28 protein-coding genes are annotated in these 19542 nt (G+C 60.3%); 23 read left to right on the top strand and 5 right to left on the bottom strand.

The annotated features are described in order from the left end of the window. Positions 1-50: 50 nt before the first annotated feature. Positions 51-515 (bottom strand): hypothetical protein, encoded by a 465-nt coding sequence (locus HF921_RS05290; protein ID WP_215893445.1) that lies wholly within the window; start codon positions 513-515, stop codon positions 51-53. Positions 516-648: 133 nt separating this feature from the next. On the opposite strand from HF921_RS05290, the gene HF921_RS05285 reads away from it, so the two are divergent. From HF921_RS05285 to HF921_RS05270, 4 genes are all read left to right on the top strand, one after another. Then, positions 649-1449, top strand: a complete 801-nt coding sequence (locus HF921_RS05285) for a TIGR04255 family protein (protein WP_215893444.1) — start codon at positions 649-651, stop codon at positions 1447-1449. A gap of 17 nt (positions 1450-1466) precedes the next feature. Further along, on the top strand, positions 1467-2102 hold the full coding sequence (locus HF921_RS05280; protein WP_215893443.1) for a helix-turn-helix domain-containing protein: 636 nt from the start codon (positions 1467-1469) through the stop codon (positions 2100-2102). An 18-nt stretch (positions 2103-2120) separates the two neighbouring features. Beyond that, positions 2121-2972 (top strand): hypothetical protein, encoded by an 852-nt coding sequence (locus HF921_RS05275; protein ID WP_009561069.1) that lies wholly within the window; start codon positions 2121-2123, stop codon positions 2970-2972. 227 nt (positions 2973-3199) lie between these two features. Beyond that, positions 3200-4105: a hypothetical protein gene (locus tag HF921_RS05270; protein ID WP_215893442.1), complete on the top strand. Its 906-nt coding sequence runs from the start codon at positions 3200-3202 to the stop codon at positions 4103-4105. A gap of 171 nt (positions 4106-4276) precedes the next feature. Here HF921_RS05270 and HF921_RS05265 read toward each other — a convergent pair whose 3' ends face one another. Next, a complete protein-coding gene (locus HF921_RS05265) occupies positions 4277-5638 on the bottom strand; it encodes an RNA-guided endonuclease InsQ/TnpB family protein (RefSeq protein WP_215893441.1) in 1362 nt (453 codons plus the stop codon). 122 nt (positions 5639-5760) lie between these two features. On the opposite strand from HF921_RS05265, the gene HF921_RS05260 reads away from it, so the two are divergent. The 9 genes from HF921_RS05260 (at position 5761) to HF921_RS05220 (ending at position 9209) form a co-directional block, all read left to right on the top strand. Continuing rightward, a complete protein-coding gene (locus HF921_RS05260; protein WP_215879628.1) occupies positions 5761-5913 on the top strand; it encodes a hypothetical protein in 153 nt (50 codons plus the stop codon). Further along, positions 5904-6224 (top strand): hypothetical protein, encoded by a 321-nt coding sequence (locus HF921_RS05255; protein ID WP_215893440.1) that lies wholly within the window; start codon positions 5904-5906, stop codon positions 6222-6224. Before HF921_RS05260 ends, HF921_RS05255 begins: the two co-directional genes overlap by 10 nt. Before the next feature lie 24 nt (positions 6225-6248). Further along, positions 6249-6971, top strand: a complete 723-nt coding sequence (locus HF921_RS05250; RefSeq protein WP_009566548.1) for a hypothetical protein — start codon at positions 6249-6251, stop codon at positions 6969-6971. Positions 6972-6985: 14 nt separating this feature from the next. Further along, positions 6986-8038 carry a hypothetical protein gene (locus tag HF921_RS05245; protein ID WP_215893439.1) on the top strand — a complete coding sequence of 351 codons (1053 nt, stop codon included), beginning with the start codon at positions 6986-6988 and terminating at the stop codon, positions 8036-8038. Positions 8039-8040: 2 nt separating this feature from the next. Next, the gene (locus HF921_RS05240) at positions 8041-8250 is read left to right on the top strand and encodes a hypothetical protein (RefSeq protein ID WP_215893438.1); all 210 of its coding nucleotides are present in this window, start codon (positions 8041-8043) and stop codon (positions 8248-8250) included. Positions 8251-8262: 12 nt separating this feature from the next. After that, positions 8263-8439: a hypothetical protein gene (locus HF921_RS05235; RefSeq protein WP_215893437.1), complete on the top strand. Its 177-nt coding sequence runs from the start codon at positions 8263-8265 to the stop codon at positions 8437-8439. Then, complete coding sequence (locus HF921_RS05230; protein WP_215893436.1) at positions 8426-8680, top strand: hypothetical protein; 255 nt, start codon at positions 8426-8428, stop codon at positions 8678-8680. The genes HF921_RS05235 and HF921_RS05230 overlap by 14 nt, the downstream gene beginning before the upstream one ends. Then, the gene (locus HF921_RS05225; RefSeq protein WP_215893435.1) at positions 8658-8834 is read left to right on the top strand and encodes a hypothetical protein; all 177 of its coding nucleotides are present in this window, start codon (positions 8658-8660) and stop codon (positions 8832-8834) included. The genes HF921_RS05230 and HF921_RS05225 overlap by 23 nt, the downstream gene beginning before the upstream one ends. A 198-nt stretch (positions 8835-9032) precedes the next feature. Next, on the top strand, positions 9033-9209 hold the full coding sequence (locus tag HF921_RS05220) for a hypothetical protein (protein WP_215879621.1): 177 nt from the start codon (positions 9033-9035) through the stop codon (positions 9207-9209). Between the two features lie 64 nt (positions 9210-9273). Here HF921_RS05220 and HF921_RS05215 read toward each other — a convergent pair whose 3' ends face one another. Beyond that, positions 9274-9423 carry a hypothetical protein gene (locus HF921_RS05215; protein WP_009568703.1) on the bottom strand — a complete coding sequence of 50 codons (150 nt, stop codon included), beginning with the start codon at positions 9421-9423 and terminating at the stop codon, positions 9274-9276. Between HF921_RS05215 and relB the strand changes: the two genes are divergently transcribed. The 3 genes from relB to HF921_RS05200 all read left to right on the top strand — a co-directional run bounded on the left by relB (position 9422) and on the right by HF921_RS05200 (position 10909). Then, entirely contained in the window at positions 9422-9649 is a 228-nt protein-coding gene (gene relB / locus HF921_RS05210; protein ID WP_009568705.1) for a type II toxin-antitoxin system RelB family antitoxin, read from the top strand. The genes HF921_RS05215 and relB overlap by 2 nt on opposite strands. Beyond that, on the top strand, positions 9633-9920 hold the full coding sequence (locus HF921_RS05205) for a type II toxin-antitoxin system RelE family toxin (RefSeq protein WP_009568707.1): 288 nt from the start codon (positions 9633-9635) through the stop codon (positions 9918-9920). The genes relB and HF921_RS05205 overlap by 17 nt, the downstream gene beginning before the upstream one ends. Positions 9921-10471: 551 nt before the next feature. After that, on the top strand, positions 10472-10909 hold the full coding sequence (locus tag HF921_RS05200) for a hypothetical protein (RefSeq protein ID WP_009568710.1): 438 nt from the start codon (positions 10472-10474) through the stop codon (positions 10907-10909). Here the strand turns inward: HF921_RS05200 and HF921_RS05195 are convergent. Both HF921_RS05195 and HF921_RS05190 read right to left on the bottom strand, forming a co-directional pair. After that, positions 10903-11457 (bottom strand): type II toxin-antitoxin system HicB family antitoxin, encoded by a 555-nt coding sequence (locus HF921_RS05195; protein WP_009568712.1) that lies wholly within the window; start codon positions 11455-11457, stop codon positions 10903-10905. The two genes, HF921_RS05200 and HF921_RS05195, sit on opposite strands and share 7 nt — an antisense overlap. A gap of 67 nt (positions 11458-11524) precedes the next feature. Next, positions 11525-11764 carry a HigA family addiction module antitoxin gene (locus HF921_RS05190; protein WP_009568714.1) on the bottom strand — a complete coding sequence of 80 codons (240 nt, stop codon included), beginning with the start codon at positions 11762-11764 and terminating at the stop codon, positions 11525-11527. Positions 11765-11958: 194 nt separating this feature from the next. Between HF921_RS05190 and HF921_RS13435 the strand changes: the two genes are divergently transcribed. The 7 genes from HF921_RS13435 to mobF form a co-directional block, all read left to right on the top strand. After that, complete coding sequence (locus HF921_RS13435) at positions 11959-12093, top strand: hypothetical protein (protein ID WP_009562343.1); 135 nt, start codon at positions 11959-11961, stop codon at positions 12091-12093. Positions 12094-13055: 962 nt separating this feature from the next. Continuing rightward, positions 13056-13505 (top strand): hypothetical protein, encoded by a 450-nt coding sequence (locus HF921_RS05180; protein ID WP_009562344.1) that lies wholly within the window; start codon positions 13056-13058, stop codon positions 13503-13505. Between the two features lie 53 nt (positions 13506-13558). Beyond that, positions 13559-13795, top strand: a complete 237-nt coding sequence (locus HF921_RS05175; protein ID WP_009562345.1) for a hypothetical protein — start codon at positions 13559-13561, stop codon at positions 13793-13795. A 58-nt stretch (positions 13796-13853) separates the two neighbouring features. Then, on the top strand, positions 13854-14000 hold the full coding sequence (locus tag HF921_RS05170; protein WP_009562346.1) for a hypothetical protein: 147 nt from the start codon (positions 13854-13856) through the stop codon (positions 13998-14000). A 640-nt stretch (positions 14001-14640) separates the two neighbouring features. Further along, entirely contained in the window at positions 14641-14955 is a 315-nt protein-coding gene (locus HF921_RS05165) for a hypothetical protein (RefSeq protein WP_215879469.1), read from the top strand. Continuing rightward, positions 14952-16820, top strand: coding sequence for a type IV secretion system DNA-binding domain-containing protein (locus HF921_RS05160; protein WP_215893434.1), 1869 nt, complete (start codon positions 14952-14954; stop codon positions 16818-16820). Before HF921_RS05165 ends, HF921_RS05160 begins: the two co-directional genes overlap by 4 nt. Beyond that, on the top strand, positions 16817-19542 hold a 2726-nt coding region (mobF, locus tag HF921_RS05155), incomplete at its 3' end, for a MobF family relaxase (RefSeq protein WP_215893433.1). The genes HF921_RS05160 and mobF, both read left to right, overlap by 4 nt.

Here is a 19542-nt window from a genome sequence, read left to right as displayed (position 1 = left end):
TCTATTGGGGAGCGTCGCCAGGGGCCGCGGGGTCGAGCCCCCGCCCGCCGCTACGTAGCGGCTAAAACCCGCGCGCCAGGGCGGCGCGCGAGGAGGAGGGGGGTGATTAGGAATTTATCTGGTTGAATTAATTCAATTTGTTCCGCTAAGGTGAACCGGTCAGAGGCCTGTTTTTCCTTTTTTCTCCCCCTATTTTTCTTTATATCGCTAATTTCGTTAAATATTTTTTTTAATGGGACGGACAGAAGGCAGGCCGCAACAGCCAGGAGGGCCAGATCCTCTCGCAGGCCTGTAAAAGACAGGCCAAGCCTATCCCGGATCCAAACAAAAGCCAAAACCGCTGGAAAAACAAGGCCGAGCAAAATCGAAATTTGGACCCCTGCGGCGACGGGCGACGTCGCCAAAGCTATCCACAGCCCGAAGAATACCCCCAGCACGATGACTGACGCCGAATCAACCCACTTTCGGCCGGGCATCGGGCTGATGTAGTTTCTCAGTTTGTCCTTGGTCGTCATTTTTTGATGATTTCTGACTTTCCCGCAGTTGTCAACTCATATCGCCGTTCCTTCCTGCTGCCCTGTGGCGGATTCTTTGCGTGGGTGTCAACCGTGATGTAAACTCATCGTGAAGCAAATCAGGAGGCGAACCGTGAGCGAGAGGATGTCCAATGCGCCTGTGTACTATGCACTGGCCCAGGCGCGATTCAACCCCATTGCCGCGATGTCCAAGTATATCGAACAGGTACAGGATCGGCTGCGCCAAGAGGGGTATCCACTGTTCGAACGGCAGCAGGTCATGCGTCTTCGCGTCCCAGGGGGGGGGCAGGACCAGGGCGATCCGCCGCAAATCGACCAAGCGGAATCGTGGCTGATCACCCGTAATGACCGCGCTGCGGGCTTCATCTTGGGAACATCGGGTATCACGTTTCACACGACCCATTATGAGACGCACGAAACTTTTATCCCCGCGCTGTTGCGAGGCCTTCAGATCGTTCATGAGGCCGTGGTGCTTGATCACGTCACTCGCTTGGGGCTGCGTTACCTGGATGCCGTGCTGCCACAGGATGGAGAAACGGTGGAGAGGTATCTTGTCGATGGGCTGCATGGTATCCGCTTTGGGGCACATCAAAGGTACTCTTTAAGCGAGTCGGTTTTCGATACTGATTTGGTGCCGGATCTCCCAAAAGGAACGCTCGTGGCTCGGGTGTATCACGCGACCTCGCTGCTTGGCTTTCCACCGGACATGATGCCAAACGGCTTGGTGTTGATGCCGAAGTTTCAAATCAAAGAACCTCAGCAGCATGCCGTTATCGATACTGATCACTATGTAGAAGCGCATATGCCGCTTGATTACGATAAGATCGGTGAATATTTGTCGATGCTGCACGCGACTACAAAAGGCGTTTTCAAGGCCATTGCGACCGACCACGCGCGAGCCGTGTGGTCGTAAACTGGTAGGAGATAACCATGTTGTGCACGCCTATGCCGTACAATTACCAGGCCGAGAAGCCTGCAATCGCGTCCCGTCCATGGCCAATCATCGACGGCTCAGGCAGTGAATATGATCCCAGGCAGGCTGGGCAATGGGAGATTTTTTTTCAAGGGCGCAGACCAATACGCATTGATGTAGGCCAACACGAAGACCCGAGTGGGCAAGGGGCTATTTTTGCTGTCAAACGGTCAGATGTGCGCACGGCGCAACAACACCTCGCTAATATCCGGCAGGTCCTGAACCCAGCCATCACGGATCTGGCCATCGTCTTTGATGTCTCGCGCCAGGCAATTTATAAGTGGATCAGCGGCGACTCCACCCCGGAGCCAGACAAGCTCGCACGGATCGTTGAACTTAGCGGCGTGGCCGACGCCTTCCATGACGCTGGAGTATCCCGCGCGGCGGCGATTCTGAAAATGAAGGCATTCGATGGTCGGTCATTGCTGGATCTGATAGCGGTTGGTGAGGGTCATCCCCAGCATGTCCAAGCCTTGATTGCGGAGGCCAAGGCGATGGATGCGGCGTATGTACGTTCGGGACTCGCAAGGTCAAAAGCCAAGCCCACCAGCGATTGGCAATCCTCCATTTCCATTCCCGGCTTTCTTGAGTAATTCAGAGAGGGAGGCAATATGCTCGGGCGCGACACCCACTGGCGACAGGGTGATCTTATTACCGCAGATTCGGTCCGAGCGCTTGATTTAGTTGGCCCCGACGACACAACAGATCATAGGGCCATTGTTATTTCGCACGATTGCGATCTGCCCCACGAAGCCGAGCCCTATGTGGAGGTGATCGTCGGGGATGTGATTGAAAAGAGCGATCCCGCACTTTCCCACGCCAAAAACCCGCGTCGGCTGCACGTGGCTTTCGAGAACGGCGATCGCCCGGCAATCATCATTGAGCTTCGGCATACAAACCGAAAGGAGGTGCCGAAGACCGAATTCATGGAGAAAGCGGTAAAGGACGACTCCACTCTTCTTGGCGATGGCGAAAAGCGGACTCTGAAGCAATGGCTTGCGGCTCGCTATGGCAGGCCTGCTTTTCCCAATGCCTTTGAAGCTCGGCTACGAAAGCTCGTCGGCAAACAGACGGTTGATCGACACATTGCCAAGGTAGTGGGACCCACTGCTTTCCATCTGGTGGCGCTGTTTTTCGACCTCGGCGAACAAAAGGGCGTAGAACTTGCCGACGGGGAGCCTTACGCCATTTCGATCTCAGTGGTCTATGACGCGACGGAGGGTGGCCCTAACGCCAGGCAAGCTGCGGAAGATACGGCGGGGAAATTACGCGGGATATTCGAGGCAGCCTACGGCAAAGCGGAAAACGCTACGGAGATCGCCATTGAGGAGTGCGAAGCCGTGGCCGACACACTTATGACATTGGCTGATCTGCGCAAGGTGGATCAATGGCGCCTGGAGTACATCAGCTTGAGCGACTGCGATGCGGGGGAGTTCCTCCCAGTCGGAGAAATTCCGGTTTGAACAGGACGAAAACATGGTGAGGGCTGATCGCCCACGAGGGCATCTAGCCGCCATTTACCAGCCGCAGCGCATCAAAGTGGAAATGCCCAATCCTGCGACGCACTATAGCCCATAAACGAATAGGGGGCAGTAACATGAGAGAGAACATCAGCATTATTGTCGCGCTATCGGCTACGGCGTTTCTGAGCGGGTGTTCCGTTCATCAGGCGGAAATGAATGTCGGACCCATGGCGACGCTAGGCAACATGCCGATGCGCTCGTCAGGGATGCAGCTCGTAATGAAAAAAAGCAACGCGACATCGAGCGATATTCTTACCGGGAACTGTCCGCTCAATGGGACAAACAAGTGCGGTCCTTATTATAATTGGACCTATACGGGTCCAGGCGCGATCTATGCCTATGCCGCTTACGCTGGCCATGGGCCGCAGGATCCAAAAACCATCCAGTACCTCAACAACGGCGCGGTGATCGCCGAGAGCGCCGGCATTGGCCTGGCCAGCGCCGTTCCTTTCTGGTCCGGCGTTGGCATCGTCGGAAGTATCTTTCAGATAGGGGCCGCGCCGCAGCAGAGCGGGAAGACCAGTCTGGCCGCTTATAACGAACAAGTACGGGCGTTCAACGCGGGCAAGGTTCTCTGGATCGCCAAATACTACCCAGGCCGCCAGTGGCGGGCAGGGCTTAATGGGACGGCTCATCTGGCGATAGACCTTTCCGATGGGGTGCGGTCGGCGGGATGGTCGAGCGGGATGGTCGGCGGATCTCTCTACAAAATCAGCAGCGGATTCTGGGAGGCCTCCCAGGACGGTCTATTCCAGTGGCATTGGGTGACAGGGAAGCCTGAACAAAGGCCCGACATCCTGCCCGTGCAGATGACATGGATTGTCCAGCCGTGGAAAAAAGCAGACGAGCCTTTCTACCTGGTTAATAAAAAAGATCCGCGCTATCCCTTCATGGATCTGGCCACCGTGGAATATCGCATCCATAAAGGATTCGACGTTTCGGGCTGGATACAGGCCCACGAATCCGCGCTGGAGGGATGGATGGTGGTTTATCACGCGGGGCGGAATGCGGTGGTTTGGAGGGATGGGAAGTCCACCAGCTATCCAGTTCCGAAGCTGATCAACAAAGGTTAAGCCAGACATCAAACGTCACGGCGCCGTTGGCACGATTTCGTCACAAGGTTTGGTGGATAACGGCCTGTGAGGCGTCAGTGGGAGACATACCGTGAGCTCGATGCCAGCATAACTTCCCCAGCCTCTTCTTGGTTCAGCGTCCATCGCGGTTTTGGCGTGGCCTCGACCGGCTTACTCGGACTCCCCAAGCGTCACTTCGGGCCGCCCCGGCCCTAGTTCCTTTGATTTCTTCTTTTTCCTGCACACTCCGTAACGCTTCCGCTTTTTGGGGCTGTAGCCTTCGTTTGCGACCATCGCTGCGCCCCGCTTGGCCAAGACCTTCGCAGCGTTCAGGTCAGCGTTAGATTCGTAGCTGCAAACCTGGCACTGGAACGTGTCTTGCGAAACACGGTTCTCGGTCTGAACGTGCCCGCATTTGGAGCACTCCTGGGAACTATACCTCGGCTGTGCCTTGACGCAAAGCATCCCCTTCGCCAGTGCTTTTTGCCGCGTGTATTTGTCGATCCTGCCCCAAGAGGAATCAAGGATACCGCGTGTGAGTCCTTTCTTCTGGCTGGCCCCGTTGGGTAGCCACCTACCGTTCGTGCCTGGCGCGGGTGCCGGGCGTTTCACCATGTTCGGGATCCGCAGATCCTCGAAGACGATGAGCGGCTTGCCGGCGTTAACGATGCTCCGGCTCGCCTTGTGGGCGAAGTCATTTCGGACGTTCTTCGCGTGGCTCGCCGTCTTTGCGACCTGATCGCAGGCCTTTCTCCAGTTCGCGGACCCAGGTTTTCTTCTTCGAATTCTACGCTTCCAGCGTTTCATTTTTGCCTCATCCCGTTTCATGGACTCCTTTTGATCTGGGGGAATCTCCAGGAATGCCCCTTCGCTGGTGACAACCGGTGTCACCACGCCCCGGTCCACGCCAATGGCCTTTTGCAGAAGCTCATCTTCGCCGAATCCTGCCAGCCACTCGACGGTTTCTGCTTCATCGGGTATCTGGAGCCCGTCGTCGAAGGCGAACGTCAAGTACCACTTCCCCGCTTCCCTGACCAGATGAACGCTTTTTGGGATCTGGTAGTCCAGATGGGCGCGGAACGGGATATGCCCGACGACGTGTTCCGGGTTTCTGGGGCGCCCCACCCAAATAGTATGGAAAGAGCCGTTTTTCGCCTCTCCGGCTTCAAACCGGAACAGTCTGGACGATATCCAGACGCTTCCATTGCCCTTGTCCTTGTGTCGCCTGGGTCTCGCTGATAAGCCGGTTTGAAATCGGCGGTATGCGTACATCCAGTTGGTGGCTGCGAAAACCCGGATATCGCTTGGGCACTTCCGCAGCCACTCGGCCCCATCTCCCATGAAGTGTGAATATTTCTGATCGATGGGCACGGCGACCCCGGTTAGAGGCAAGGCGAATTTGGAGAATTTGAGAAAGTAGTCGAGCTCTTCCACCTTGGAGTTGTAGATGAATCTCTGGCACCTGATCCAGAGCCGCAGTTTGTCCTGTTGCGCCGGCGTCGGGTAACACCTGAACCGTCTCCCAATCATCATAGTTTCAACTCCTCGCGTCTGGCTGTCATCCCTATTCCCCCGCAAAGCGAAAAATTTCGCCTCCTGGGGGAATATGGGTGAGGAGGCAATTCGGCTTTCTCGACATGGACAAGGAGTCGGCGATGAAAGATGAAATGGGAACGGTCGAGTGGTTGTGGTTTGAATTCCGGCGGAGCCCGGCGGGGCACATCCTGCTCTCCGTGCTGGCGTCGCCCTGGACTTGGGTGGCGGTCGCGGGCGTATGGGCTGGTTCCAAGGTTGGGGGATGGCTGTGAAGATCACCCCCCCGTCCATTTTTTTGTTGCTGGTCACGGGCCTGCTGGCCGTTTGGCTCTTCATCCAGATCAACAAGGAGAACCAGGCGCAGCAAACCGCCATGGAGGCCGCGCAGCGGTGCTCCGGGGCGCGGTTCGACGCGACCTACGACCGCAGCCTGGGGAATGAAAGCGCCCAGCAAAAGGCCATGGACGCGGCGCGGATCGCCCGCGTCTGCGGCGAGGCCCAGAAACAGCGCCGTAACCTGCAGTCGGTTCAGCAAAGCACCGGGGCCGCCCAGGCCAAGGTGGCGTCATCCATTTTGCATTAAATCACTTTATTTCAAGGAGACATCATGAAACACGTTATGTTGTTGGCAGCTATTTCGGCGACTCTCTTCTCTTGCTCCTCCGTCGCCTCGACGAGCGGATTCGATCGGAACACGGGGGCCCTCGGAGTCATGGCGGAAAATTTTCCGGCGAAGCCCGCCGCCGGAACTCCATACTACGCGGAAGTTCCCATCGGGCGATGGAAGGGAAAGTGCTCGGCGATGAGCGGAAATCGCCAATATTGCGCCGGGACCGGCGACGTCGTCATCAAATATCCCCGGCTCACGTTCAAGGCCGGAGAAAGAGATCTGCGCAGGATGGGGAATTTCGTCGCGTTGGAGACGGATTGCCATGTTGATTCCGACGCGGTGGGGACCATCGCCTGTTCGGAGACGGGGGGATTTGCTTTCCCGCTCCGCGACGCGCCCAGGAAAATACGGGCACTGGCCGAACATGACGGGAGTTACACCAGGAACATGGTGACGCCGACTCTCGTCGGGCAGATGACGCCCTACCGCTTCTACCCGACGGGCAAGTGGACCGCTCGGGCGACGCATTTGGCTGGCCTGGCGCTTAGCAGCGCTAGTGGGCAAGGGGAAATCCGAATCCCGCTGTCCGCGCCGTGGTCAAGCATGGACTTGCTCGCCGGCGCTGGGGGCGTGTCCGATATGGTTCAGACCAGATACTGCCGGATGTCGAAGCGGTTTCACGGTCTGAAATGCCGGGTAATGGCCAGCTACGTCAGATGAGAGCGGGAGGAGACATGAAAAAACGGTCATTATTCCTGGTGGCCGCCGCCCTTGCGGCGGCCTTGTCGGGGTGCAGCAAGAGCACGGTTGGCAGCGGCTCGGAGAAGACGAACGGAACCGAGCAGTCGTCCGGCGTCGAGAAGAAGATGGACGTGAATACCCATCGGCAGGCGGCTCTGGAGATCAAGGAGCCGGCGGTGCCGATTCTGGTCTCCGCCCTGCGGCGGAGCGTTGATGCCGGGAAACCGCGCGGCGCCGTGCTGAACCCCGATCTGGGTTGGACCATCGTGGACGGCACTGCCGCCGTGAAAATGGGGCTCGCCCCGTTGAAGAAAAGCACCGTGCTGGTCGGGTATCCCTACGCCTTTTCCGCCACCCCGTGCCTCAACGAAAAATTAGCCGTCGCGAAGTTGGAGAAGGGGGCCGCCGGAGGCGGGGCGGACGCGGGGATCGCGAAGGTCGAGTTGGCGGCGTACCGGCGCAATCCCCAATCCCTGTGTGTCCACTATGCCGCCGACGTGGCCACGATCTTCGGGTCGGCCATGCCGATCATGGGGTGGAGGGATGGCTTCAATGAACGCAAGGACGACAATTTCGCGCAAGGACTCGCCGAGACGGCGCAGTTCTCCAATCTCCTCCTGACCAGGCTGTATTACTCCCTGCCCAAAACCGCCTTGGCGGGACAGCGAGAGGCGCGGATCCAGATCGTGAAGGCCTTTTATGGAATCCCATCCTACGATCTGGCCCGAATGTGGAATCGGGCGAAGGCGGTGGTCGCCGACCAGGGCGTGACCATCAATGGATCTGGATCGATTCCCGACGGTGGCGCGATGGGTTTCAGGATCGGCGGCGCGACCTACGTCGGCGGCCAGTCCGGTCTGAGCGTCACTCAGGACGGCGTGAAGTGGCTGGGCGACGGCAGGATCTCGGGGAGGGAGGTCAGTCTGTCCTTCTCGCGGAACGTCAGCCGTTCCCTGGGCGAGAGCCGGAGTCTGGGGCGGAGCGAGCGCGAAGGTGTCAGCGGCAAGACGCATGAAGAGGCCAACGTGGCCGGGCAAGGAGGCTGAAAATGGCGGGGAATGACGTCAAAAAGCTGGAAAAGATGAAGGACGACCTGGAGGCCAAGGCCATAGAGAGGCGGCGGGCGCGGATCTGCCGCGCCATGGAGGGGGCCGTTGTTTGCGTGTCTGCCGACGGCTTCCGGCGGTCGGCCCCGCCCTCAACAATCAAGCAAACTGTCAAAAATTATGGGGCCAGCGTCATCCGTGCCTCACTTTAAAGGAGAAGTGAAATGGACAAGTTCTGGAAAGTATCAGCACAGAAGTATCTGGCGGACGTTTTTTTTCGTCGTGAAATCGACGATAAGGCGAATAATGGCGACGCTTTTGCGGCGGCGGTAATCGCAACGGCAGGATGCATGAAGAGGCCAACGTGGCCGGGCAAGGAGGCTGAAAATGGCGGGGAATGACGTCAAAAAGCTGGAAAAGATGAAGGCCGACCTGGAGGCCAAGATCGCGGCGGCCAAGGCCATGGAGAAGCGGCGGGCGCGGATCTGCCGCGCCATGGAGGGGGCCGGGGTGTTCTCCCTCGACGACGACGTCCTGGAGGTCGAGATCCAGGACATCGCCAAGCGCCATGGGCTGGTCAAGGATCGGCGGGAATCCCGCGACGCGAAGGGGGGCGGCGATGCGACCGAAACCGCTCTCTGAGCCGGATCGGGTCGCCGTTTGGCTCATCACCCGCGAGATGGCCGACAAGGCGATGGGCAAAGCCCCCGACGAAGCCAGATATGTCACCGGATACCGGCGCAGGATGGCCATGCGGTACCTTCTAAAAGATGGGGTTTGGCCCAAAGACTCCTGATGACTGGGCTTTCACGATGGCCATGGCCGGCGGAATCCGCCGGCTCTTTTTTGACGCCCATGGTTCATCCAGTTGTGGCCAAAGAAGGCCGCTGGCGGGGCTACAGTCTGGGCCGGGTGCTGCCCATTCACAACCCGACCTGGTACAACGCGGTAATTATCGGATTCCAACCCCCTGCTGCTGATTCCGCTTGCCTGCTTGGCGATCAGGTACGGAACGCCCGGCGCCGGTCGATCCCTGGAACGCCTGGAGGATCCCCGTGGCCGCGTATTCGCTGCGGAGCGCCTGCTGGAGTGCATCCCGTCCGCGATGGGAGTGCGGATCGCGGCGCGACAACTCATTCAGGCACAGGTGGTCCTGGGGACTAATCAATGAGCAACGAAAGCAGATAGCTCTTGTCCTCAAGGACTCTCCAAGTCTCGACAGCTTTATGCGCTACTCATTTTATCTGTATCGGCGTTCCCGTACTTGCGCGCCCAATAAAAGCATCCGGGTGGTCTGATCCGGCTGCGGCGGCCACGCCATTGTTGCGCTTTTTGCGGAACGCGCCAAAAATGCGATAAACGTATCGCATACGGAGAAACGCCATGCCCATATCCATCAGATTGCCGGAAGAGATTGAACGCAGGCTCAACGAGCTGGCCGTTAAAACTGGCCGCAGCAAAACTTTCTATGCCACTGAGGCCATACTGGAGCATCTGGAAGACATCGAGGATTTGTACCTGGCCGAGCAGGAGTTAATCGAAATTCGCGCTGGCCGCAGCCAGACATACTCTTTGGAAGAGGTGGAGCGCAGTCTTGGCCTGGCGGATTAGGTTCAGCGAGGCTTCCAGCAAGCATCTTGCGAAGCTGGATAAGCCGCTCGCCAAGCGCATCACGGCGTTTTTGCGCGAGTGTGTAGCCGTACTGGACGATTCCCGTACCATCGGCGATGCCCTGAAAGGCCCTCGCCTGGGCGAATTTTGGAAATATCGCGTAGGCTATTACCGAATCATCTGCACCATTGAGGACGCGGCCCTATGCATCCTCGTGGTGCGGGTTGGCAATCGGCGTGAGTCTATAAACAGTGCTGACCAAACGTGCTGATGTCCGTCCGAGATCAACCGGTTCCAGGACAGGTCCCGCGCTGCTCCGCAAGCGCAGAAAACCGCTTGGCGGCCCGTTGGATGTCCTCTCGGGTGCCCGATTGATGCCCATCGCCGCACGGGTACGTCGCCAGTCTTCCATGGAAGGCTCTTCTCTCCCAGCCTCGATTAGATCAATCCAGAGACGGTTCACGGCCATGATCACCAATTCCGGCTCGGTATGGTGAGGATGCATGGTCTGGATTTCGTCAGCTTCGTCTTGACCCGGCGGGCTTCATCTTCAGTCAACCCAAACATGATTTTCTCCAGAAACTTCAATTTGCATACTTCACCTCCTGATTAGATATGTTCAGCAGCCCGCAATACCCGCTGTACTTGTAGAACAGGATAGGACATTTCTGAAGTTGGCGCTGCCCGCCCCGCTGCCCGCCCCGCTTGTCAGCGGCGATCCGAGGCGCTAAGGTGGTTCCACCTCTTCATGAGACTCCTTTTCCTGGCTGCACCGCCCTTTCCGGGCGGGGAGACCGCCTGTTGTTTGAAAAAGGAGCATCCATGCGTTTTCATCGAGAGAAGATCATCCAGGAGGAGTGTGTCCGCTGCGACCGCTGCGGGCGGGAGATGCTGCCCGAGGATTCCAGCTGCGAATATCCCGAAAGGATCGCCATCCGTTTCCGCGCCGGCTATGGCAGCGTCTTTGGGGACGGTAATCTGGTGGAGGGAGATTTTTGCCAGCATTGCCTGAACGAGGTCTTCGGCAAGTATCTGCGGATCATCGAAAACGATCCCTTCCGGCCCAGACCGCAGTCGCAGGATCCGGCCCGCAAGGCCTATCAGGGCCACCAGCTCGACGCCGTGCTCCAGGCCGAAACATTCTGGCATGAACTGCGCCTGGCGCAGGGCTCGCCGCGATCACTTCCTGGTTATCAGGAACAGGCCGATGGACGCCACAATGAATCCAAAAATGATAATGGTCCAGTCGAAACTCATTGACAGCCTTTTGCCGTCGATGCTGGATCAGCGGCTTTGTCGTTCCGCCGATCCAATTTGGTTTCCATGTGGTCCATCCTGGATTCCATTCTCGCCACGGCCTCCGCCGTCGCTTGCCTATCCGCTTCGAGGCGGCGGGACAGATCGAGGATGTGCGCCGCGTGATCGCTCAAAGGTTCGTTCATTTGCGTCTGAGAGCCAATAATCTCTGCGTTTTGCGTTTTGATGGCGTCCCTCGTGGGGGACGTATCCGCATGGGGAGAGGCCGGCACTGGCTCCCCACGTTGCCGGAAGCTCTCCCTGACTCCTGCCCATGCGGTGGCCAGTTCGCGCAGCGCGGCGGCTGGGGTCTTCCCAAAGGCGGACACGGTTGGCATATCCTCGATGGCCACCATCCAGTCACTGTCCTCGTTCAGCCAGAGGCGGACGGTGTGCCCGTCGAATTGGCTTTTATTCTCCCGTTCGTACCACCAATGGGAGAAGCGGATGCCACCCGCCAGAATGGCGGCCACGGATACCAGAAGCACCGCGAATAGCGTCATTGGATCCATGCATTCACTCCATATTATGGTCAATACCGTGGAAAAAGATTCCGGCCTCTCCTGCCAGCGCCGCGCGTCAGGTGCTTTGTGTGGTTTGAAGCGGCATCACGTTTGGCTGTTCGCGCTGCTCGGCGCGGCTCAACTCATAGTTGGTCTGAAGGGTCATCCAGAAGCGCGCGGTGCTGACGCCCGCGCGTTCCAGCCGGATGGCCAAATCCGGGCTGATACCCGCGTGCCCATGGATGACGCGCGACAACGAGGTGCGCGACATGCCCAACCGGCGGGCCGCCTCGGTGACTTCGATGTCCAGCGGCACCTACGTCTTCGCGCAGTAACTCGCCAGGGTGAGGATGGTTGTGCATCATGGTACGTTCCCTCAGTGATAATCCTGGTAATCGACCAGTTCGACATCGGCCCCGACAAACCGGAAGGTGACGCGCCAGTTGCCGTTCACCCAGATGGATCAGTCCCAGCGAGGTCGCTCTTCAATGGATGGAGCCTGTAGCCGGGATGGTTCAACTCGACTGGCGACGCGGCGGCGTCGAGCGCCGCAAGGATACGCGACAGCCTGGAGGCGTGCGCCGCTTGAACACCGCGTGGCGAACCAGCGCGGTAGAGGGCTTCGTGCCTTATGCCGGAAGCTGATGATCATAGATCAAATGTAGCGTGTGGGGATACGAACATCAAACGATACACGTCAAAAGCATCGTACTGGTGGCTGGTCATCCAGACCTCATCTACAAGATATTGTGAATAGCCAAGCTTCGTAGCCCGTCCACAAAATCCACACGGCCCGAAGCCCGCGCGACGAAGGCCCCGACAAGGGCCGGCGGTGGCGCGGGTTGTGGGCGGCAAGCCGGGGCGTGGCCCGGCTGGTGGCCGTCGGCCAGCCGTCCACGAGGCGGTGGAGTTTGTGGGCGGGCGGGTTGGAGATGCCCCATGGTCACCCACAGGGCTACTTGAATACGCCCATAAGATGCCCTCTGGTCGCCCTGTGGACGCCTTCATGGTGACCACGGGACACCTTGTGGGCCACCTCTGGCCTCCTCGTGGACGTCTGGCGGTCAGGTTTTCGTAAAGCCGGTTGATGGTGATCGAGACCGCCTTTTCGTGGAATACGCCGAGATGCTCGGCCGCCTGCTCAAGGGCGACCTTGGTGACCCGAGTTTTCGTTTCGGTTCCATGTCTTACCATCCCGTGGGGGTGGTTTGTGGGGGAAGCGTAACAGACGCGAGGGGCACCGCCATCGTTGCGACGGGCGGCATCCATGGGGCAGGGCGGCAATCCATGCGGTCGGCTCTCCGGCCCAGCAAGTCGCGCCTTCCTGCGTCAGTCACGCCTCGCTTCTTGGGCCTCCGAGCCGGGATTTTTCTCCCTTCCACCGCGACACCCCCGTTCCGTAGCGCTGATCGTCCTGCTCCCGCTTTCGCCTCCCCCTTTGGGTGAGGGAGGCGAAAGCGGGAGCAGGACGGCGCCAAACCCGGAAACGGGGGAGGCCCAATCCGCGTTTCCAGTCTCTTTGATGCGCTCATCGCCGCGCGGGCTAGAGGGGGCTCCCCAAGAGCAGGCTTTTGGCCGAACTCTACCCCAAACTCAGGAGATCCAACATGAACACGACGACGAACAAACCCATCTTTGGAATGCGCAAGGCCAGCCAGGACATGCGGACCATTCGCGGCTTCCTCGGGGACCGCCAGGCCCAGGCCATCGCGGATGGTTGCCGGGGCGAAGAGCGGCAATTCTTCTATGAGAAGTTGGACGAACTCGCCCGCATCGTGAAAGCCATGCCAAAAAATTACGAGACGGACGGACAGGGCGACGACGCCATCGCGCACCTGCACTACTTCACCACCGAGTGGGATTGGTACATCACCGAGAAAGACGGCGACCCGGACGGCCAGGGTCAGATCCAGGCATACGGCATGGTGGACGGCTGGGAGCGCGAGAGGGGGTACGTCTCCATCAAAGAGATCACCCGCGCGGGCGCGGAGGTGGACTTGCATTGGGAGCCCCGCAGCTTGCGGCAGGTCATCGAAGGAAATCGCGGCGCCGCCTAACCAATAATCGGGGCGGTCACCGCGCCGCCCCATCGACAAAAAGGAGCACCAACATGAAGGCAAAAAAAGCGTCAGCCATTCAGGCGCCGGACATTCCCGCCATCGGGGAGCGTGTCCATACCGTGGACGGATTCGGCGATTACCGTCACGAGCCATCCATGCGCGGCATGGTGACGGGAGTGATCACCGACCGATGGGGTACCCATGCCCAAGTGATGATGGACGATGGCACGTTCAGGACCTGCCATGGGATCAATCATGGGCCGGGCATCGGCTGGCATCGATTGTAAAGCGAACCAGGGTGGCCATGGCGCCGCCAGTTCAACGCAAGAGAGAAAGGAGAACACGATGAACGAGAGACCGTCCCCGGTGGAGTTCCTGTTGTCATTGATTGGAGTGGACGCCGAAACGACGGCGCCCGCCATTGTGAAATTGTCCGCCGTGGCGTTGGCGTTTTTGGAGGCCTACCGCCTCGGCGGATGGCTCTTCCATTGATCGGCATGGTCGCCGCCTTCGCTGCGGTCGCGCGTCGCTGGGGATTCCGCCCCGCGCTTTGCACTCCATGCCTCTGATTCGCCCCCCGCGAATCGCGCATTTTAGATCGCCGCCCGCCCACAAACTCCACCGCCTCGTGGACGGCTGACCTACGGTCACCAGCCCGGACACGTCCGGGCTTGCCGCCCACAACCCGCGCCACCGCCGGCCTTTGTCGGGGCCTTCGTCGCACGGGCTTCGGGCCGTGGATTTTGTGGACGGGCGGTGAATCTTCGAGGAAAGATTTTGCATTTTTCCGCAAGCGGAAAAGCGGTTCGGCGAGCCGTCCATTTCATGGACTAGGGGCACACATTACGCAGCTCCGCTGCACCGCTGGAATCGGCTCTTTATCCCTGCATTTTCATGTGGTTGGGTGTGTGCTACGCGAGGCGAAAAAAATGAGCTACGGCGGCGCGTAAAGCGGGGTGCGCGTGCTACGTCTTTGTGCTACGCCTCAACCCTTGTTCCCACTATGCAAGGGTCCAAGAACGGGCGCGGTTTTGTGCTACGTGCCCGCAAATTTCGTTTTTTTTGCCATTTTTTGAAAATTTCGTCTCGCGGGGGAATAGGGGGAGATGCCACAACACAGAGGATGCTCCAAATGAGAAATCCGTTATCGGTTAGGTTCACAGAGGAAGAGATGGCGCGAATCTCGGCCATGGCGGGAGAGCGAAATCTTCCAGTTAGGACGATGGTCAAGGTGCTGGTTAGCGTCGGCATGGACCAGCTCATGACGATGGAGATGGTGGAGCGGTTCGAGGAGCGGAACGAGGCGATTCTCAGAGAGATCCTCGCCCGCGCGATGTCTCTCTCGGTCCAGGCTGGGATAGACAAGGAGAAACTGGAGAAGGGCAAGGAGATGGCCGGGGTGGTGATCGAGACCATCCGCAACGAGCGCGAGGAGAACGTCCAATGATGCCCCGAGCCAAGGTCTCCGTCTGGGCGTCGGGCATGGGGACGCTGTTCCATCGCGTCCATCTTTTCATCTCCAACCTCGGTCGATTCGCCATGGTCTTCGTCGGCGCGTGGGGCTCGGTGTGGGACTTGTCGCTCGCCGTGTTCGATCCCCGCGCGGCGGATTATCTCTGGGGCGTGGCGGCGGGATTGTTCTTCTCGTTCCTTCTCGACGCGGGGGCGCCCATGACCATCGAGGTCCACGGGCGTGACGTGACCGCGCCCGCCTGGCAGGTGCGCGACTACGCGGCGGCGCATTTCCCCTGGTTCGGTTTTCTGTTCTGGGGGATCGTGTCCCTCGCGTTGTGCTTGGGACTCGGCGTGATCGCCACGCGGCTTCTCGTGCGCCGGGGCGTCGTGGATCTCGCGGACCGGTTCGTGCGCGGTCAGCGCGTGGTCGCCCCGAAGGACGTGACCGCGTTGATTCCGACCGACGATCGCAGTCCCTTCACCATCGGCGGCGTGCCCATCCCATCGTCCAAGCTCGCGCGCAACGTGCTCTGCGTCGGCTCCATGGGCTCCGGCAAATCGCAGGAGATTCTCCACCTGATGGACGCGGCGCGGGCGAGCGGAAAGAAGGCGGTGATCTATGACTTGTCCGGCGAGTTCGTCGAGCGGTACTTCCGGGAAGGGGACGTGTTGCTCAATCCCCTCGACGCCCGCTGCGCCCCGTGGACCATCTTCAACGACATCCGCAAGCGCATGGACCCGGCGGCCCTGGCAGAGTTCTTCGTCCCTCAGCAGAGCAACAAGCAGGCGTCGAGCGATCCCATGTGGGAGAACGCCGCGCGAATGCTTCTGGAGGACATCATCCGCATCGTCGGCGGGAGGCCGCAAGGCCAGCGGTCCATGGCCGACATTCTGAAAATTCTGTCTATGCCTCTGGCCGATTTGTTCGAGTTGCTCGGCAAGAAGAACGCCGTGAGCGCGGGGCTGATCAACGACAAGAATCCCAAGAGTGCGGAGTCGGTAAGGATGACCTTGTTGGCTCAGCCCGCAATCCGTTTCTTCTCGCTGTTCGACCAGGCGGGGACGTTCAGCATCCGCGACTGGGTGAGAAACCAGGACGACAAGGGATGGCTGTTCATCTCCTCCCGCACCGACCAGCACGCGACGATCAAGCCTTTTGTCTCGGCCTGGCTGGAGATCGCGATGATGGCGATCATGGAGCAGAGGCCGACGCCGGATCTGCGGATGATGCTGGTCCTCGACGAGTTGGCGTCGCTGCAAAAGATGCGGGCCCTGGAGACGGCTTTGACCTTCGGGCGCAAGTACGGCCTGTTCACCGTCGTCGGCATCCAGAACGCCGCGCAAGTGGACGAGATCTACGGCGAGGACGTGAGCAAGGTGCTCATCGCCAATCTTCAGACCAAGCTGGTCCTGCGGACGGAGGAGGAAACCAGCGCCCGCCGCCTGGCGGACATCCTCGGCAAGGAGGACGTCGAGGAGGTGCAGGAAAACATCAACCTGGGCGGCGAGGACGAGCAGCACACCAGCGCCCTGGTGCGCAACCGCAAGGAGCGGTACTGCGTCCTGCCGTCGGAGATACAGATCCTCCCTGACCTGGAGGGATTCTTGAAGATCGCCGGGGACCTGCCGGTCTGCAAGGTCCGCATCGAGTACAAGGCCCGGCCCGTCATAGCCCTGGAGTACGTCGAGCGGGAGGGGCTGGACTTCCTGGCCGGCGGCGACGCGGAAGAGGACCCCGACCTGGATCCGTTCGGGGTGGATGAAACGGTGGACGAGCCGTGGCCGGCGGAGGAACCGCCGCATGAGGACGACGCCGGCCATGGAGAAGGAAGCGAAAGCGGAGGAGTGTGGCTATGATCAGCGTGGGACAGATAACGAACGCGGGCGGGGCCGCGAGTTATTACACGGAAGAGCAGGATCGGCTGGAATACTACCAGGGGGAAAAATCGCCCTCGGAGTGGAAGGGCGCGGGCGCCAAAATCTCCGGCATCGAGGGCGAAGAGGTCACGCGGGAGGGCATGGAGGCCATGCTCTCGGGCAAGGTCCGGGAAATCGGGGAAAGCGGTTTCATCGAGGAGCGGCAACTGGGCAGGACCAGGGTGGACCAGGAGACCGGCGAGAAGAAACTGGAGCACCGGGCGGGTTGGGATTTCACGTTCAGCGCCCCCAAGAGCGTCAGTATCGAAGCGGAGGTGTTCGGGCGGAGCGACGTGCTGAACGCTCACCGGGAGGCGGTTGACAAGGCCATGGGCTACCTGGAGCGGCACGCCCAGGCGCGGATCGACGGCAAGACCGAAAACACCGGCAACCTGACCTACGCGCAGTTTGAGCACGCCACCACCCGCGCCGGCGATCCCCAGGCCCATACCCACGTCGTCGTCACCAACCTTACTTACGACGAGAACGGAAAGGCCTACTCCCTGGAAAGCAAGGGCATGTACGAGGCCCGGCACGCGGCGGACAACGTCTACAAGAACGAGTTGGCCCGGAGCCTCCAGGAGAAGGGCTACCAGGTCGAATGGAACAACACGGGCGACTTCGAGATCAAGGGGTACGCTCGGGAGCAGATCGAGGCCTTCAGCAAGCGTAGCGAGGAGATCAAGGAGGAGCTGGCCGAGCGGGGCGTCACCAAGGCGGAGGCCTCGGCGCAGGAGCGGCAGATCGCGGCCCTGGATTCCAGGCAGGCCAAGAACCACCCCGAAAGCCGGGAGGCGCACCAGGAGCGGTGGTTGAAGGAGGCTGATGAAATCGGCATCAAGCCGGCGGAACGCGCCCAGGAGGGAGGGGAAAAGGCGAACGGCAAGGAGGCCGCCCGCGAGGCCGTGGGCAAAGCCATGTCCCATATCACCGAACGCGAGGCCGCGTTCAAAGAATCCGAACTGTACAAGGAGGCCGCCCGCTTCTCCCAGGGCAGGGCGAGCCTGGAGGAGCTCGACCGCGCCGTCCGGGACGCGAAGGCGTCCGGCGGGCTGATGGATCGCGGGGACGGCAAGTTCACCACCAGGGAGATGACCACCCTGGAGGATGGCGTCGGCAAGCGCATCGAGGAGGGCAAGGGCGCCCACCAGCGGGTCATGGACAAGGCGGAGTTTGAGCGGGCCCTCAAGGACTTCGAAGCGCGGAAAAGCAAGGAGACCGGCCAGAGCTTCAAGCTCTCGGAGGAGCAGCGCGGCGCGGCGGGAATGATCCTGACCGGCAACGATCGCTTCCAAGGGGTGCAGGGCCTCGCCGGCACCGGCAAGACCACCATGCTGGAGTTCGTTCGGGAGGCGGCGAAGAAGAAGGGCTGGGAGGTCAAAGGGTTTTCCAACGGAGCGGCCCAGGCGCAAAAGCTGCAAGAGGAGAGCGGCATCGGGAGCCAGACCACCCGGTCCTTCCTGAATGAGCGGCGGAGCGGCGCGCAGGCGGCGCGAAAGGACGCGGAATTGGCGCGAGGGGCGTTGGCGACCTACGAGGGGCGCAAGGTCTCAGCCCGCAAGCTGGAGAAGATCGCGGCGGATCCGGCCACGAAAAAGGAGTGGGACTCCAAGGGGCGGGTGTATCTTAGGGCCAAGGACGGGCGCGTCTACCAGCCCGCCCTGCATTCCGGCAAGCGATCCATTGAAAGCCGCAACCTCAATCACGCCGGCCTCACCAAAACCCGCTACGTCATTGGCGAGAAAGGCGTGTTCAAGCAAGGCGGCACCCTCAAGTCGGAGTTGGCGGGCAAGATAAACGACCGCATCCAGGCGGGGATCCTGCGCGATTACCACAAGGGCCTGGATCGGATACGCGCCGACGTCGCCAAATCCGGCGGAAGGGCGGGGGTCGGGGCGCAGTTGCGGGCCATCGGTCACGGCTTCCAGCGGGCGCTGCGGTCGGACCTGCCCCGGTCCGCCCTGCGCAAGCACGAGAACTGGCGCAAGGCCGGCGCCATCGAGTCCGTCGCCGTGCGGGCCACGGCCTGGATTCAGCAGACGCGGGAGCGGGCGGAACTGGTCAAGGACCTCAAGGGCCAGGCCGGGCTCATGGACAAGGCGGATGGGGCGCGCAAGGTGCTCCACATCCATGACGAGGCGAGCCAGTCGGGCTTGAAGGAGTTCACGGACGTCATGTCGAAAACGGAACGGGAAGGCGCCCGTACCGTGTTTCTTGGCGATCGCAACCAGCATCAGGCGGTTGATGCGGGCAAAGCTTTTGAACAGGCGCAAAGGCATCTGCCTATGAACGAACTGACCGACATCCGCCGCCAGAAGACGGAAGAAGCCAGGGGAATCGTCAAGGACGTGCTGGAGGGACGCCACGGGGAGGCCATGGCGCGCCCGGCGATCGAGGTCCGCGGCGAGCAGGACAAGGTGCGCGAAAAATGGGAGGGCAGGGAGCTTTCGGAAAAGGATCGGCAAACGATGCGGGCGGAGATGCGCGGCGCCGCGCGAGCCGACAATCAGCGCGTCGTGGAGAGGATCGCCAAGGACTACGCGGCGCTGCCCCAAAGAGAGCGAGGCAAGACCGCCATACTTACCTCCACCAACGTCGACCGGCGGGCCGTCAATGACGCCGTTCGGGAGCAGTTGAAGGCCAAGGGTGAACTGGGGCGGGG

Origin of the sequence: Acidithiobacillus ferriphilus, assembly GCF_018854775.1 — a bacterium.
Classification (GTDB): Bacteria; Pseudomonadota; Gammaproteobacteria; order Acidithiobacillales; family Acidithiobacillaceae; genus Acidithiobacillus; species Acidithiobacillus ferriphilus.
This window is presented reverse-complemented; position numbering and strand designations above follow the sequence as displayed.

Bases quoted from the DNA above. Each gene is read 5' to 3' on its own strand.
- HF921_RS05240 (WP_215893438.1), top strand. From the start codon at position 8,041: ATGGCGGGGAATGACGTCAAAAAGCTGGAAAAGATGAAGGACGACCTG.
- HF921_RS05170 (WP_009562346.1), top strand. From the start codon at position 13,854: ATGAACGAGAGACCGTCCCCGGTGGAGTTCCTGTTGTCATTGATTGGA.
- HF921_RS05195 (WP_009568712.1), bottom strand. From the start codon at position 11,457: ATGGATCCAATGACGCTATTCGCGGTGCTTCTGGTATCCGTGGCCGCC.
- HF921_RS05290 (WP_215893445.1), bottom strand. From the start codon at position 515: ATGACGACCAAGGACAAACTGAGAAACTACATCAGCCCGATGCCCGGC.
- HF921_RS05255 (WP_215893440.1), top strand. From the start codon at position 5,904: ATGGCTGTGAAGATCACCCCCCCGTCCATTTTTTTGTTGCTGGTCACG.
- HF921_RS05260 (WP_215879628.1), top strand. From the start codon at position 5,761: ATGAAAGATGAAATGGGAACGGTCGAGTGGTTGTGGTTTGAATTCCGG.
- HF921_RS13435 (WP_009562343.1), top strand. From the start codon at position 11,959: ATGGTTCAACTCGACTGGCGACGCGGCGGCGTCGAGCGCCGCAAGGAT.
- HF921_RS05245 (WP_215893439.1), top strand. From the start codon at position 6,986: ATGAAAAAACGGTCATTATTCCTGGTGGCCGCCGCCCTTGCGGCGGCC.
- HF921_RS05175 (WP_009562345.1), top strand. From the start codon at position 13,559: ATGAAGGCAAAAAAAGCGTCAGCCATTCAGGCGCCGGACATTCCCGCC.
- HF921_RS05215 (WP_009568703.1), bottom strand. From the start codon at position 9,423: ATGGCGTTTCTCCGTATGCGATACGTTTATCGCATTTTTGGCGCGTTC.
- HF921_RS05160 (WP_215893434.1), top strand. From the start codon at position 14,952: ATGATGCCCCGAGCCAAGGTCTCCGTCTGGGCGTCGGGCATGGGGACG.
- HF921_RS05230 (WP_215893436.1), top strand. From the start codon at position 8,426: ATGGCGGGGAATGACGTCAAAAAGCTGGAAAAGATGAAGGCCGACCTG.
- HF921_RS05265 (WP_215893441.1), bottom strand. From the start codon at position 5,638: ATGATGATTGGGAGACGGTTCAGGTGTTACCCGACGCCGGCGCAACAG.
- HF921_RS05275 (WP_009561069.1), top strand. From the start codon at position 2,121: ATGCTCGGGCGCGACACCCACTGGCGACAGGGTGATCTTATTACCGCA.
- HF921_RS05235 (WP_215893437.1), top strand. From the start codon at position 8,263: ATGGACAAGTTCTGGAAAGTATCAGCACAGAAGTATCTGGCGGACGTT.
- HF921_RS05270 (WP_215893442.1), top strand. From the start codon at position 3,200: ATGGCGACGCTAGGCAACATGCCGATGCGCTCGTCAGGGATGCAGCTC.
- HF921_RS05280 (WP_215893443.1), top strand. From the start codon at position 1,467: ATGTTGTGCACGCCTATGCCGTACAATTACCAGGCCGAGAAGCCTGCA.
- HF921_RS05250 (WP_009566548.1), top strand. From the start codon at position 6,249: ATGAAACACGTTATGTTGTTGGCAGCTATTTCGGCGACTCTCTTCTCT.
- HF921_RS05200 (WP_009568710.1), top strand. From the start codon at position 10,472: ATGCGTTTTCATCGAGAGAAGATCATCCAGGAGGAGTGTGTCCGCTGC.
- HF921_RS05225 (WP_215893435.1), top strand. From the start codon at position 8,658: ATGCGACCGAAACCGCTCTCTGAGCCGGATCGGGTCGCCGTTTGGCTC.
- HF921_RS05180 (WP_009562344.1), top strand. From the start codon at position 13,056: ATGAACACGACGACGAACAAACCCATCTTTGGAATGCGCAAGGCCAGC.
- HF921_RS05165 (WP_215879469.1), top strand. From the start codon at position 14,641: ATGAGAAATCCGTTATCGGTTAGGTTCACAGAGGAAGAGATGGCGCGA.
- relB (WP_009568705.1), top strand. From the start codon at position 9,422: ATGCCCATATCCATCAGATTGCCGGAAGAGATTGAACGCAGGCTCAAC.